Origin of the sequence: Lacticaseibacillus baoqingensis, assembly GCF_003946165.1 — a bacterium.
In the GTDB taxonomy this organism is placed as follows: Bacteria; Bacillota; Bacilli; order Lactobacillales; family Lactobacillaceae; genus Lacticaseibacillus; species Lacticaseibacillus baoqingensis.
Genome location: NZ_RHOI01000005.1, coordinates 20,650 through 35,382 on the forward strand (window position 1 = coordinate 20,650; position 14,733 = coordinate 35,382).

Annotated in this window: 14 protein-coding genes; all 14 read right to left on the reverse strand. The window is 50.1% G+C overall.

Annotation, left to right across the window (positions count from 1 at the left end; genetic code table 11):
• Position 1: 1 nt before the first annotated feature.
• Complete coding sequence (gene uvrB, locus EKM91_RS02850; RefSeq protein WP_125749488.1) at positions 2-2,014, reverse strand: excinuclease ABC subunit UvrB; 2,013 nt, start codon at positions 2,012-2,014, stop codon at positions 2-4.
• Between the two features lie 103 nt (positions 2,015-2,117).
• Positions 2,118-2,762, reverse strand: a complete 645-nt coding sequence (locus tag EKM91_RS02855) for an HD domain-containing protein (RefSeq protein WP_125749491.1) — start codon at positions 2,760-2,762, stop codon at positions 2,118-2,120.
• A 155-nt stretch (positions 2,763-2,917) separates the two neighbouring features.
• Positions 2,918-4,645 (reverse strand): phospho-sugar mutase, encoded by a 1,728-nt coding sequence (locus EKM91_RS02860; protein ID WP_125749495.1) that lies wholly within the window; start codon positions 4,643-4,645, stop codon positions 2,918-2,920.
• A 143-nt stretch (positions 4,646-4,788) separates the two neighbouring features.
• Positions 4,789-5,736 (reverse strand): thioredoxin-disulfide reductase, encoded by a 948-nt coding sequence (gene trxB, locus EKM91_RS02865; RefSeq protein ID WP_125749498.1) that lies wholly within the window; start codon positions 5,734-5,736, stop codon positions 4,789-4,791.
• Positions 5,737-5,784: 48 nt separating this feature from the next.
• Positions 5,785-6,825 (reverse strand): NAD(P)H-dependent glycerol-3-phosphate dehydrogenase, encoded by a 1,041-nt coding sequence (locus EKM91_RS02870; protein ID WP_125749501.1) that lies wholly within the window; start codon positions 6,823-6,825, stop codon positions 5,785-5,787.
• A 20-nt stretch (positions 6,826-6,845) separates the two neighbouring features.
• On the reverse strand, positions 6,846-7,673 hold the full coding sequence (gene lgt, locus EKM91_RS02875) for a prolipoprotein diacylglyceryl transferase (RefSeq protein WP_125749504.1): 828 nt from the start codon (positions 7,671-7,673) through the stop codon (positions 6,846-6,848).
• A gap of 75 nt (positions 7,674-7,748) precedes the next feature.
• Positions 7,749-8,684 (reverse strand): HPr(Ser) kinase/phosphatase, encoded by a 936-nt coding sequence (gene hprK / locus EKM91_RS02880; protein ID WP_125749507.1) that lies wholly within the window; start codon positions 8,682-8,684, stop codon positions 7,749-7,751.
• A gap of 208 nt (positions 8,685-8,892) precedes the next feature.
• Positions 8,893-9,231, reverse strand: a complete 339-nt coding sequence (locus EKM91_RS02885) for a phage holin family protein (protein WP_125749511.1) — start codon at positions 9,229-9,231, stop codon at positions 8,893-8,895.
• On the reverse strand, positions 9,231-9,509 hold the full coding sequence (locus EKM91_RS02890; protein WP_125749514.1) for a hypothetical protein: 279 nt from the start codon (positions 9,507-9,509) through the stop codon (positions 9,231-9,233). The genes EKM91_RS02885 and EKM91_RS02890 overlap by 1 nt, the downstream gene beginning before the upstream one ends.
• Before the next feature lie 23 nt (positions 9,510-9,532).
• Positions 9,533-10,996 carry a daptomycin-sensing surface protein LiaX gene (liaX, locus tag EKM91_RS02895; protein WP_125749517.1) on the reverse strand — a complete coding sequence of 488 codons (1,464 nt, stop codon included), beginning with the start codon at positions 10,994-10,996 and terminating at the stop codon, positions 9,533-9,535.
• Between the two features lie 313 nt (positions 10,997-11,309).
• Positions 11,310-12,212 carry a phosphate ABC transporter substrate-binding protein gene (locus EKM91_RS02900; RefSeq protein WP_125749520.1) on the reverse strand — a complete coding sequence of 301 codons (903 nt, stop codon included), beginning with the start codon at positions 12,210-12,212 and terminating at the stop codon, positions 11,310-11,312.
• A 212-nt stretch (positions 12,213-12,424) separates the two neighbouring features.
• Positions 12,425-13,102, reverse strand: a complete 678-nt coding sequence (phoU, locus tag EKM91_RS02905) for a phosphate signaling complex protein PhoU (protein ID WP_125749523.1) — start codon at positions 13,100-13,102, stop codon at positions 12,425-12,427.
• A gap of 41 nt (positions 13,103-13,143) precedes the next feature.
• Entirely contained in the window at positions 13,144-13,905 is a 762-nt protein-coding gene (pstB, locus tag EKM91_RS02910) for a phosphate ABC transporter ATP-binding protein PstB (RefSeq protein ID WP_125749526.1), read from the reverse strand.
• 17 nt (positions 13,906-13,922) lie between these two features.
• Positions 13,923-14,732, reverse strand: coding sequence for a phosphate ABC transporter ATP-binding protein PstB (pstB, locus tag EKM91_RS02915; protein ID WP_125749529.1), 810 nt, complete (start codon positions 14,730-14,732; stop codon positions 13,923-13,925).
• Between the last annotated feature and the right edge of the window lies 1 nt (position 14,733).

Here is a 14,733-nt window from a genome sequence, read left to right on the forward strand (position 1 = left end):
ATTACATCTCCGCTTTAAGTTCTAAGATGGTATCCCGCAAGGTCGCGGCTTGTTCAAAGTCAAGCTTCTTGGCGGCGGCTTGCATTTGCTTTTCAAGGTTGCCGACTAATTGCTGCCGTTCTTTCTTGGTCATATCGGCTAAATCGACTTCAGCAAAGGTTTTATCTTTATCGGTTTGATCAACATTGCTCGTATCGACGCTTGAAATCGCATCCCGGATCGGTTTAATGATCGTCTTAGGGGTGATATGATGCGCTTCGTTGAACGCCTCTTGGATCTGCCGCCGCCGCTTGGTTTCAGAAATCGCTCCTTCCATCGAATCGGTGATCTTATCAGCATACATGATCACTTTCCCATGGGAATTACGGCTGGCGCGGCCGATGGTTTGGATCAGCGACCGCTCTGCGCGCAAGAAACCTTCTTTATCCGCATCTAAGATCGCGATCAAGGACACTTCAGGCACATCGATGCCTTCACGCAATAAGTTGATCCCGATCAATACATCAAATTTGCCTAACCGCAGATCTCTAATGATCTGAGTCCGTTCAAGCGTCTTGATATCCGAGTGCAAATAACGCACTTTGATCCCCATTTCCTTGAGGTAATCGGTCAGATCCTCCGCCATTTTCTTGGTCAAAGTCGTCACGAAGACCCGCTCGTGTTTCTCGATGCGCTGGTTGATCTCCCCAACCAAGTCATCGATTTGCCCCATGATCGGGCGCACCTCGATGAGCGGATCCAGCAACCCAGTTGGCCGAATGATCTGTTCAGCCACGTCTTTTTTCGGGACGCGATCCATTTCATAAGGCCCTGGCGTCGCCGACACATAGAGGATCTGATGCACATGTTTTTCAAATTCAGGCAGCATCAGCGGGCGATTGTCCAAAGCACTGGGCAAGCGAAACCCATAATCGATCAGCGTCTGCTTACGCGCCCGGTCGCCGTTATACATCCCGCGGACTTGCGGCATGGTCACGTGAGATTCATCCACCATGATCATGAAGTCCTTGGGGAAAAAGTCCAACAGCGTAAATGGCGGCTCGCCTTGCTTGCGGCCTTCCATATGCCGGGAATAATTCTCGATGCCGTTGGTATAGCCCATTTCTTTAAGCATTTCAAGATCATAATTGGTCCGCTGCTCCAGCCGCTGCGCTTCAAGCAATTTCCCTTGATCGCGCAATTCGACCAATCGTTCATCCAATTCGGCACTGATGCGGCGGATCCCTTCTTCCAACTGATCATCAGACGTCATGAAGTGCGTCGCTGGGAAAATAGCCACATGTTCGCGGTTTCCCACCACTTCGCCAGTCAAGGCATCTACTTCGGTGATCCGGTCGATTTCATCGCCGAAAAACTCCACCCGGATCGCATGGTCATCGCGACTGGCTGGAAAGATCTCGACGACATCGCCGCGAACACGGAACCGGCCGCGTTGGAAGTCAATATCATTACGGTCAAACTGGATATCGACCAACTGCCGCAGCAGCGTATTGCGATCGATCTGCATCCCAACGCGCAGGGATAACACGTGATCACGATATTCGGTCGGACTGCCCAAACCAAAAATCGACGACACCGACGCCACCACGATCACATCATTACGTTCCAATAACGCTGATGTGGCGCTATGCCGCAGCTTATCGATTTCATCGTTGATCGCAGAATCTTTTTCGATATAAGTATCCGAACTCGGCACGTAAGCTTCAGGTTGGTAGTAATCATAATAAGACACAAAATACTCCACCGCATTGTGCGGGAAAAACTCTTTGAATTCACCGTACAACTGGCCCGCTAAGGTCTTGTTATGCGACAAGATCAAAGTCGGCTTATTCAGATTCGCAATGACGTTACTCATCGTAAACGTCTTGCCAGTCCCTGTGGCGCCAAGCAGGATCTGTTCTTTTTCACCATTCAAGAACCCTTGCGTGAGCTTCTTGATGGCTTGCGGTTGATCGCCTGCTGGGGCATACGGTGAGACTAAATCAAATTTGCGATCTGCCATTCGTTCGATCAAAAGGATTACCTCCTAAACATGTGCCAATAAAAAAGTTGGAACCGAGATCCCAACTTTTACCTGCAACGATTATAGCATAGCGAACACACTTTCGCTACTTTCCTCAAGATTGGTCAGCTTGGGCCATGATCGCCCGGGTCAACTTGGTCAGCATGTCCCGATCCGCAAATTCCTCATTCAGCATATCCGGTAAGATCTCATCAAGAAAATACCGCACGCTCGGCCGTTTTTCAAACGACATCACCACCGATAAGCTTTCCGTATAGATATTGACGAAGACACGCTCAGGATTGCCTTTTTCGATTTCACCAAAGGATTCATACAAAAGGTCGATCTTATCGGCGATGCTTAAGATCTGCCCTTCTAAGGTATCGTCTTTGCCTTCGCCTAACCGCCGCCGATAAATCGCTTGATAGTCTTCTGGGATCTCGTTTTGAATGAAGTTTTCAGTCATCGATTCCTCGACATCCGCCAGCATCGAGCGTAAAGCAGGCGTCGCATACTTGACCGGGGTTTTGATATCGCCAATAAAGCGCTCGGTATAATCATGATTCAATGCTTTTTCATATAATCGCTGCCAATTCACCGTATTGCCGGCATGTTCTTCGATATCCCCTAATAATTGCGCGATTTCTGCGACCTTGAAGCTATGCGCGGCAACGCTATGTTCGGCATACTTGAAGAATCCTGGTGCCCGCCGCAATGTCTCTAAATTACTCAGTCCTTGAATAAATTGATGCATTCCCATCGCACATACCTCCTATGACCTCGGGTTAAAATTTGACCAATGGTAGCACGAATATCGCTTAAATACAAGCAACTCCGCCAAACCACAAAAATGGCGTGCAAGCGCGATTCTATCCCTGAATCGGCTTGCACGCCTGATTTTAACTGTACAACTGGCTAAGCTTCAGTCCGAAAAGCGTGCAGCGCCGCTTCAAATGCGGCTAACTTCTCATCAGCAGCCGCTTCACTATCGGCACTAGTGCCCACATAAAACTTCACTTTTGGCTCAGTTCCTGACGGCCGGATCGCGATCCAAGTCCCATCGGTCAACACGTACTTTAAGACATCTGATACCGGCATTGCGATCGGCGTTTGGGTGCCATCAGCTGCGGTGGCAGTTTGGGTTTTGTAATCTTGCACTTGAACAACCGCCACCCCGGCAAATTCAGTCGGTTGATGCTCACGGAACTTCGTCATCAATGCCGCCATTTGTTGTTGGCCATCGACGCCTTCAAAATCCACCCCAACCGTCTTTTCCGCAAAATGCCCATAACGGGTATACAAGGCTTGGATCCCATCCCAAAGGGTCATGTTCTTGGACTTATAATAAGCGGCCACTTCCGCTAACAAAACGGTCGACTGGATCGCGTCTTTATCGCGTACGAAAGGCTTGATCAAATAGCCATAACTTTCTTCAAAACCAAATAAGAACTCGTGGCTCCCGGTTTCTTCATACTGCTTGATCTGATCGCCAATAAACTTAAAGCCGGTTTCCACATCGATCATGGCCACGCCATAGTCTTTGGCGATTGCTGTCGCCAATTCAGTGGAAACAATGGATTTGACCACTGCCCCATTGGCTGGCAAGGTGCCGGCTTGTTTGCGGGCTTCAAGAATATAGTGCAGCAACAGACTTGCGATTTGATTCCCGGTCAGCAGCTGATAATGATCCCCTGCCCAAACCGCAGTACCCAGCCGATCAGCATCCGGATCAGTCGCGATCAGCACATCAGCATGCGACTGCTTGCCGAGATCGATCGCCATATCAAAAGCTTGTGCGAATTCTGGATTAGGAAATGGTACCGTTGCAAATTCTGGATCCGCCACGGCTTGCTTGGCTACCAGTTGGAAGTGTTCAAAGCCGGCATTGCGCAATACCATTTGGGCAGGGATGCGGCCAGTCCCATGCAGCGGCGTATAGATCAAGGACATGTCTTTGCCGACGGTCTTGATCAAGTCGTGATCGATCGTGACGGTGGCAACGGCTTGATAATAAGCCTCGTCCACATCTTCGCCGATCAGCGTCATCAAATTTTGATCCCGTAATTCGCGCGTCGTCAGGGTTTCGATGTGGAAAATATCTGTGACCCCGCGCACATATTCGGTGATGCGATCTGATTCTTCAGGCGGCATCTGGCCGCCATCAGGACCGTAGATCTTGTAGCCGTTATATTGTTTCGGATTATGGCTCGCCGTGATCATGATCCCGGCGTAGGTCTTCAGGTAACGCACCGCAAACGACAATTCTGGTGTTGGTCGCAAGGCATCAAACACAAAACTTGGGATCGCATGTGCCCCTAATACAGCAGCGGCTTCGTGGGCAAATTCTTGGCTCATATAGCGAGAATCATAAGCAATCGCCACTCCGGCATGCTTTTGTGCCTCTGGCAAGGTATCCATAAAACGGGCCAAACCTTCAGTCGCTTGCCGAACGGTGTAAATATTCATCCGGTTGATCCCAGCCCCGATCACCCCGCGCATTCCTGCAGTCCCAAACGCCATTGGGGCGGCAAATGCTTCTTCTTGCTCGGTGGCTGAGTCAGCCATGGCTTGGAGTTCAACCTGGAGGTCAGGCGTCAGGCTCGGCTCATTCACCCATTGTTGGTAATTTTGTTGATAACCCATTGCACTCAGCTCCATTTCATATTTGTCTGGTTCCAATCGCTCTAATTGTACTATATCTATCGGCTAAATACGTCCGAAAACGCTTAAACATCCGTAAAAAAAACGGCCATCCCCCGTTTGCCACGGGAGATGGCCATTCAAGCTTATGCGTTCACTTTTAGATCTGCGTCTTGTAACGATTGGATATAATCAAAGACACTTTGGCCTGCTTGGCCGCCATCACCAACAGCGGTCGTGATCTGCCGCAGCGTTTTCGCCCGCACATCACCAATCGCAAAGATCCCTGGCACCTTAGTCGCCATGGTTTCGTCTGTTGGGATCCAGCCGGCTTCATCCAAGATGCCAACAGATTCAAAGCCTTCAGTCAATGGCATGATGCCGACATAGATGAACACCCCGCTGGCAGGGATCACATGGGTTTCGCCGGTTTCTTTATCGGTATACTGCACGCCGGTGACTTTATTCTCATCACCGAGAATGGCTTTTGTATCTGCATTCCAAACAAAATTGATCTTCGGATTGGCAAAAGCCCGCTTTTGCAGGATCTGTTGCGCCCGCAAACTGTCGCGCCGATGAACGATCGTCACTTTGCTGGCTAATTGTGCCAGATAAGTCCCTTCTTCGATCGCCGAATCACCACCGCCGATCACGACCACTTCGCGATCCTTGAAAAAGGCGCCATCACATACCGCACAGTAAGAAACCCCGCGCCCACTGTAATCTTCTTCTCCCGGGATCCCGAGCTTGCGATGTTCCGCGCCTGTCGCAATGATTACCGCTTTGGCCACATAGTTGCCTTCATCAGTATCCACTTCACGCAAATCACCGTTGACCCGAATGGCCGTGACGTTGCCATATGCATACTCAGCCCCAAATTGGGTCGCCCCATCATACATTTTTTGACCAAGATCTGGCCCAAGGATCGAATTGAACCCCGGATAATTCTCGATCTCCGCAGTATTATTCATTTGGCCACCATAGATCCCGCGGTCCAACATCAACACACTGAGATTCGAACGGGACGCATATAATGCCGCCGTCATTCCCCCAGGACCTGCACCAATCACAATCACATCATAAGACTTTGGCATGTAATCTCTCCTTTGCTTACCTTTTGTAAGCTATCATAACCGATATGCTCACTTTTGTAAACCGGTCACTTGAAAATCAAACTCCGGCTTGCCTGCACGCTGCATCAAATTCGTGATCACTTCGCGAATCGGTGCGTCTTGATATAAGACCTGATAAATGGCTTCGGAAATCGGCATTTCCACGCCTAATTCAGCGGCGAGTTCATGGACCACTTTCGCGGTTGAATAACCTTCAACCACCATCCCCATATTGGCCAATACCGCTTGCACGGTTTGGCCTTGGCCTAAGCCATTGCCGGCTCGCCAGTTGCGGCTATGCACGCTCGTACAAGTCACGATCAGATCCCCGACGCCAGACAAGCCGATGAAGGTCATCGGATCAGCCCCCAGTTTGACGCCCAACCGCGTCATTTCCGCTAACCCGCGCGTCATCAATGCGGCTTTAGTGTTGTCGCCATAGCCCAACCCATGCAAGGCCCCGGCACCAATGGCGATCACGTTTTTTAACGCCGCGCCCAATTCGACGCCGATCACATCGCTATTGGTATACAACCGAAAATACGGATTCATAAACAGCTTTTGGATCGCAGTGGCTGCCGCCAGTGATTCTGACGCCGCCGCCAGCGTCGTGATGTCTTTAGTCGCGACATCTTCGGCATGGCTAGGCCCGGAAATCACCACGATCCCGCTATGCAAAGACGCTGGCAGCACATCCGCCAACACTTGTGAGACCCGGGCTTTGCTGCCGCGTTCCAACCCTTTGGCGGCATGGGCGATGATCGGTTGCGTCCCATTAGCCGCTAATAACGGGCGCACCTGCTCGGCCACGCTTCTGACGGCATTGGTCGGCACGACAAACAAGATCACATCAGCATCAGCTACTGCCGCATTGAGATCAACGGTCGCTCGCAGCTCGGGATGAAACTGAAAATTTGGTAAGTAGTGCTGGTTCGTATGCTGTGTATTGATTTCTGGGATCTGTTTAGGATCGTGCGTCCACAACGCCACTTGCTGCCCGTTTTCAACCAACAAATTGGCCAACACAGACCCCCATGAACCGGCCCCTAAAACTGCGATTTTCTTAACCAAATCCGTTCCTCCTTCAACTTTCAAGCATTGACCCGCGTCAGCGGATCCCCATCAAGATACCAATCGGTCGCTTGGCGGCGCCGATAAATGACCAAGCCTAAGGCCGCTACGAACAAAATGATCGACAACGCTTGCGAGACCCGCAAACCCGGCATCAAATACAAGCTGTCTGTCCGCATCCCTTCAACAAAAAAGCGCCCAAACGCATACCACATCACATAGCTCAAAAAGACCTCGCCTTGCTTGAACCACCCGCGATGATGGCGAATGCTCATGAGTAAGATAAACCCAGTCAAATTCCATAATGACTCATATAAAAACGTAGGCTGGCGATAAGCGCCGCCGATATTCATCTGCTGGATGATAAACTCAGGCAAATGCAACCCGCGTAAATAAGCGAGTGTCGTTTTGGCCCCGAAAGCTTCTTGATTCATGAAGTTGCCCCAACGTCCGATACTTTGTGCGATCATCACGGTAGGCGCGGCGATATCAAGCACCAGCCAAGCTGGCAGCCACTTGATTCGACAATAGATCAAAAACACGATGACACTGGCGATCAAGGCGCCGTAGATCGCGATCCCGCCATGCCAGATCGCAATGATCTCGCCGGGATGAGCGGCATAATAAGGCCATTCAAATGCCACATAATACGCCCGTGCGCCGATCAAGGCAAACGGTAACGCCCACAAGACCAAATTCATAATGTGATCATCATTGATCCCGCGCCGCACGGCTTCTTTCATAGCCAACCACACGGCTAGCAACACCCCGCAAGCAATGATAATACCATACCAATGGATCTCTAGTCCCCCGATCGATAAGGCGATCGGATTCAACGCTGCTAACATGTCTTCACTCCTTAACGCACACGTGGGTGCAAAAACCGCCGGCTAATACCCGCGCTTTACACCCACGCATACAATTCATTCTTCTGAATTGGACTGAATCAAACTATTGAGATTCTGTTCAAACGTCTTTGTCGCATCATAGCCCATGGACTTCGCCCGGAAGTTCATCGCCGCAACTTCAATGATCGATGCGAGGTTGCGCCCGACCTTCACTGGAATCGAGATCTTAGGCACCGCCACATCAAAGATCTGCTGGCTTTGCTCACCAGACCCTAGGCGATCAAACTGCTTATCTGGCGTCCATGCTTCTAAGTGCACGATCAAATCGATAGAGGTTTTTTCCCGAACGGCACCGACCCCAAAGAGGTTCATCACATCGACGATCCCTAAGCCGCGGATCTCCAACAGATGCGATAAGATCTGTGGCGCTTCACCAATGATCGTCTGTTCATCTTGTTGATAGACATCCACGCGATCATCAGCGATCAAGCGATGTCCGCGCTGGATCAGCTCTAAGGCTGTTTCCGACTTGCCAACGCCAGAATCACCCGTGATCAACACCCCAAGGCCGTATATATCCGTCAAGACCCCGTGCATGCTGCGCCGTTCTGCCAGGCGGCCATCCAGATAGTCAGTGATCAAACTGGATAATCGCGTCGTCGGCAGCTTGGAGCCTAAAACCGGAATATGCGCGGCAGCCGCAGCAGTCGTCATTTCAGGCAAAGGCGCCATTCCTCGCGAAACAACAAACGCTGGCGTGTCTTCTGCGCACATCCGCTTCAAGATCGTCAAACGTTCTTCTGAGGTCATATTCCCGGCAAACGCATTTTCCGTACGGCCAAAAAGCTGGATCCGTTCATGCGGATAGTAGTTAAAATAACCAGTCAGCTCCAGTCCCGGACGTGAAATATCGCTCACGACGATTCGACGCTCTTCCAGATACTCTTCACCGCTTAGCACATTGAGGTGCGCGTCGGTCACCAGCTGCGCGACCGTTACACTATCTGCCATCGTCTCCACCTGTCTTTCCCATAGTTAGTTCAATTTTACCATCCCTGGCGGCGACTTAACAGAGGCAACCGGTTGCAAGCCGCTTTGCCTCCTCATTCCAATTACGGCGCTCACGGCAAGCCGCCGTGCTTTGCGCTTCATCAAAAAAACGGCTCAGCTTTACTCACCATCCAGTGAGCTTGCTGAGTCGCTTGTTTGAGCCAGTCGCTTAGTCGCTTGATTCGCCAAACCATAAGTTCACCAAACTGATCACCAAGGCTAACAGCATCATACTGCCAAAGCCAGAAAACGCGATCCCACCGACGAACCAGGTCATCATCTCCAGCATAAACCCATTGATCACAAAGAGAAACAATCCAAAAGACAAGATCGTCAAAGGCAGTGACAGCAATTTGATGATCGGGCGGATCAACCCGTTAAGCACCCCTAGCACTAATGCACCGACCAGTGCCGTTGCCCAACCCGCAACATACAGTTGGCTTGGGAAGAATTGGGCATATAACACAAAGACGATCGTGGTGAGTAAAACTTTACGGATAAACGTCACTAAAAATCGCTCCAATCATCATCATGGTGTGACCGTTGCGTCTCTTCATGGACGTTATGGGCCTCTTTACGCTGATGCAAACCCGTTTGCCAATCCGCATGCGTGCGCGTGTGCGCACGATAGCCTTGGCGATGCTTACGCCGCAACAGCCACCAAATCAGCAACCCGATCACCACCGGCCAAAACAGCAGATGGATCAAGCCTAAGACTATCGCAATGATCATCAACATCACAATGCCAATGATGATCAAAAAGATCGGGATCAATAAAAATGGCATAGTCGTTCTCCTTCACTTAATCCTTAGTCGTCAGCATCCTTGAGCTGGATGTTGCCGCTGGTTGTGGTGATCGTCACGACCCCTTCGCCAGTCCCTGGTCGATCTAGCGTCACATGCTTGCTTTTCGTCGGCGCAGCCAACCCGCTCATGCGGCTTTTAACGCTGCCAAAACGGGTCTTCACATCACCATTCAAGGCGATGCTTTGCGGTACCGCTAATTTAACATTGCCGTTAACCGAACTGGCAGTCAGCTTCTCAAAATCATGATCCAAGGTGATCCTCACCGTGCCATTCACGGTTTGCAAAGACTGCGTGTCCGGGGTGGTGTGGACTTTGATATCCCCATTGACGGTTTCTATCAGCAGCTCATGGATGTCGCCGCCGTTGACCTTAAAAGACCCATTCACGCCTTGAGTCTCTAGCATCGTCGCCTTGACACCGGCGAAGTTCATGTCGCCATTGGCGTTTTTGACATAGAAATCTTTGCCTTCGACCCCTTGCATTTGGACGCCGCCATTGAGCAGTCGGACCGTCACATGATCATAGACCCGCTTGGGCAAGGAAACAACTAAATCAGCTTGGATCCGCCGATTCGGCACCTGAAAGACGAAATGATCATCATTCACATCGATCCGGCTGCGGTCGATGAAAGCATCCAGCGGGGTGTCGGCTGGCATCTTGCCAAATAATTTGATCGTGGCATCGACTTGAATATCATTTTGCTCCCAAGTACGCAACGTCACATCCCCATTGGCAACCTTCAAATCCAAAACACTGGCTTGCGAGTTGAGATACGTGAAGGTGTGCGTCAACTTCTCCGTTGCCAAGCCTGGGACTTTGACCGTGACATCTTTCCAATCAACATTATCCAAGACGTTGTTCATCGTCTTTTTCATCAAACTGGAAATCTGCCCAGTGGCGCTTTCCATTGTTTTGCCTAAATCGTTCAGCGCATCTTTGGCTTGGTCTTGCCAATCGTCTGGTAACACTTTGTCGGTAAAACGCTGCTTAGTCAATTGCCGTTTTTGCCGGTTAAGGTCTGCCAGTTGCGTCTTCAAGTCGGTAATTTGCGCGGTCAATGCCTCGCGTTGTGCTTGTAATTTTTGATTTTCTTGCTTGAGCTCACCGCGTTCTTGGTATTTTGCTTCGGTCAGCGTGTCTAAATCTTCCATGGTGTCGAGCACAATGATCTGCTCGTCATTGGCTGTGATTTTGGCGGCGATGCTTTTATCTTGCGCCACTGCAGCATCTAAACTGCCTGCCACTTCAGCGATCTGAGTGTTCAATGCCGTCAAAGCCGCTTCATCATCGGCTTGCGATCGTGGCTGTGGTTGAGGCTGGTCACGATCAGCCTGTGATTGGTCAGGATGTGCTTGATCTTCTTGAGAGGTCTTTGCCTTCGCCAGGTTCTCTAAAAGGACCAAGGCCTCTTCGCTTGTAATCACGCCTTGCTTAACCAAATCGAGAATCCGTTCACGTTCATTCATGAGATTACCTCCACCTAATTGGCTTGCTTGTGTAAGTCTAGTATGACTGCTTCCCGATTTGATTGCATAGGTCCTAAGGTTGATTTTGCTCTAGGCACATCGGACAGACGACTGATACCCCATTGGCCAAGCGCAAAAACAAACGACTCTAGCTGACAATTAGTGGCTTGTCAGCCAGAGTCGCAAGCTTAGCGGTGATGTTTGCGGGCGATCAATTGCTGGGCTTTGCCTAGCATCGCCCAATAAGTGATGGCTGCAGCGATGATCGCCGCGCCGATCCAGATAAGGACAGTCATGTCCTCACCTCCTCAGATCACTTCTTTGTCACTTGATTGTCTGCGGATTTTTGCACTTGCATATCGTGGATGGAGATATAACCTAATTTCGTCACTAACGATTTTTGCACCGCCGAAGAATTGATATACTTCAGGAATGAAGCCGTTGCTTGATCAGGTTTGCCTTTGGTATACATATGCTCATACGACCAGATTTTCCAAGCATTTGTCGCCACGTTCTTAGCCGTTGGTGCGACCCCATCAATATGCAATGCTTGCACATCAGACTTCACATAAGAAAATGCGAGGTAGCTGATCGCCCCTGGGGTTTGCGCCACAATTTTTTGAACGGTACCATTAGAATCTTGTTCTTGCGAGGTCAAAGCAGTTTGTCCGTCAAGCACTGCTGCTTCAAACGTTGCCCGCGTGCCTGAACCTTGCGCGCGGTTGACCACGGTGATGGCTTCATCCTTACCGCCTACTTGCTTCCAGTTTTTCACCTTGCCGGTAAAGATATCACGGAGTTGACTCATCTTGAGATCCTTGATGCCGACGTCTTTGTTGGTCACTGGGGCCATGCCAACCACCGCGACTTGGTGGTCGACCAGCTTGCTGGCATCCACGCCTTTGCCTTGTTCGGCAAAAATGTCAGAGTTGCCGATGGTCACCGCGCCTTGGACCACTTGACTCAAGCCAGTGCCGCTGCCGCCGCCTTGCACGGTCAGCTTCACTTCTGGATGATCATTTTGATAAGCGCTGGCGGCTTGTTCTACCAATGGTTGCAAGGCAGTAGAGCCCACAGCAACGATTTTTGCCGACTGGCTGCTTGATTTTGCAGCCGCATCAGTCGACTTAGTGGCAGATTGCCCACCGCACCCGGCAAGCAGCGTCACCGCTGCGGTGGTTGCTAATGCGAGTGTCAGCCATACTGTTTTTTTCATGTTAATCTCCCCTTGTCCTGTCATCCTTGGTACACTTCATAGCTTAATCGTTTTGCGTAAAAATATCGGACGTTTTTGTGTAAAGATACGGTCATCGTTCGGTATATATTGCAAATAAGTTGTAAAGCCAGCCAGGCAAAAACAGTGCCCCCTCACGACTTATTTAGAGTCGTCAGGAGGCACTGTTTAAATTTGCAATTAGGGACAGCTATTTAAAAACCATCTTCGCTCGCATTGGAATTTAATTCCAATAATTTTCCTGTCCGCAAATACAAGATCCACTCACAAATATTCGTCACATAATCTCCGATCCGCTCGAGGTATGACGAAACCAGCATATAATCCATTGCCCCAACGATCGTTTCTGAATCCTCTCGCATCCGTTGGATACAATCAGCATAGATCCGCTTGGAAAAATCATTGATCCCGTGATCTTCTGTCGCAATTTCACGGGCGCGCTGCACATCTTCTTTCACATACGCATCCAAGACTTCGGCAACCATTTCTTTGACGGCTGCCGCCATAGCCGCGATCTCTTTTTCGATTTCCGGGACTCGAGTCTCGCCTTTGACCCGGATCGTTGACTTAGCGATCGATACCGCGTGATCGCCCATCCGCTCCAAATCTGAAGAAGCCTTCATCACCGTGACGATCATCCGCAGATCAGTCGTGACTGGCTGTTGCAAGGCGATCATCTCGAAGCTGCGCTTTTCTAAGTCGACTTCGCGTTTATTGATATGCTTGTCTTCTGCGATCACATTACGCGCCATGGCTTTGTCATGGTTGATGAACGCACTGACAGATTTGAAAATGGCCTCATTGACCATCATCCCCATCTCTGAAAAGCGGACGTGCAGGTCATTGAGCTCGTCTTCGAATAACCGCCGCATGATAATTCCTCCTTTGGCGCACCAGGCGCATCGTCAGCCGGCTAGCCAAAACGGCCGCTAATGTAATCTGACGTTTCTTGCTCTTTGGGATCCAAAAAGATCGTTTTGGTCTCAGCAAACTCGATCAAGCGTCCTTGTAAGAAAAAAGCCGTTTTATCGGAGATCCGCGAAGCCTGATGCATGTTGTGTGTTACTAATATTATGGTGTATTGGCCGCGCAATTCCAACAACATATTTTCGATTTGGGTACTTGAAATCGGATCCAACGCACTGGTCGGCTCATCCATCAAGATCACTTCTGGCTGCACCGCCAGTACCCGGCCGATCACCACGCGCTGTTGTTGACCGCCAGACAATGATAAGGCGGATTCGTGCAGCTTATCTTTGACTTCATCCCAAATTGCCGCTTGTTTCAAGCTAGTTTCAACCGCTTCATCTAATACTGCGCGATCTTTGACCCCTGCTAGCCGCAACCCGTAGACCACGTTGTCATAGATCGAAAAAGGAAATGGGTTCGGTTGTTGAAAGACCATGCCAACTTGCTTGCGCAGCTGCACCACGTCTTGCGAAGACGCATAGATATCTTGACCGCGCAACCGAATATCGCCGGTGATCTTCACCCCTGGGATCAGATCATTCATCCGGTTCAAGGTGCGCAAATAAGTGGACTTCCCACAACCAGATGGGCCGATCAGCGCGGTGATCTCGTTTTTATTGAAGTCTAGGTCGATCCCTTTGAGCGCTTCAAAATCACCATAATATAAGTGCACGTCATTGCTGGTGATCACTTTTTCTTTTGCCATAAATTACCCCTTAGCCACTAGCCGAAATGGCCCGAAACATAGTCGTCTGTTGCCTTGATCTTCGGGCGTGTAAAGATTTTGCGCGTCTCATCAAATTCAATCGCCTGACCTGAGTAAAAAAACGCCGTATAATCGCTGATTCTCGCCGCTTGTTGCATGTTGTGGGTCACAATGATGATCGTGAAATGCTCTTTTAATGCCATCAGCGTGTCTTCAACGGTAGACGTTGAAATCGGGTCCAGCGCTGACGCCGGCTCATCCATCAATAACACGTCAGGCTTCATGGCGATCGCGCGGGCAATACATAACCGTTGCTGCTGGCCGCCAGACAACGATAACCCGCTTTGATACAAGTTGTCTTTGACTTGATCCCATAAAGCGGCTTGTTTCAGACTGGTTTCCACCAGTTCATCTAACACTTCCTTGCGTTTTTCGCCAAACCGCCGCGGTGCGAAGGTAATGTTGTCATAAATCGACTTGGCAAACGGATTTGGCCGCTGAAACACCATGCCAATGTGCTTGCGCATTTCGTAGACATCAACGGCTTGGCTGTTGATGTCTACGCCGCGATACATGATCTCGCCAGTCACTCGACTGCCTTCAATGTTGTCATTCATCCGGTTCAATGAGCGCAAAAATGTCGACTTGCCTGACCCAGAAGCCCCGATCAAAGCCGTGATCTTATAGCGCTCAAATGGCAGCGAAACGCCATGGACCGCTTCATTATCCCCGTAAAAGACGCGCAGGTCTTTGGTCGTGACGGCTAATTCATGCGTCTGCGGATCAAGCGTTTTGATATAGGTATCATCGAGTGAATAATTTTGCATG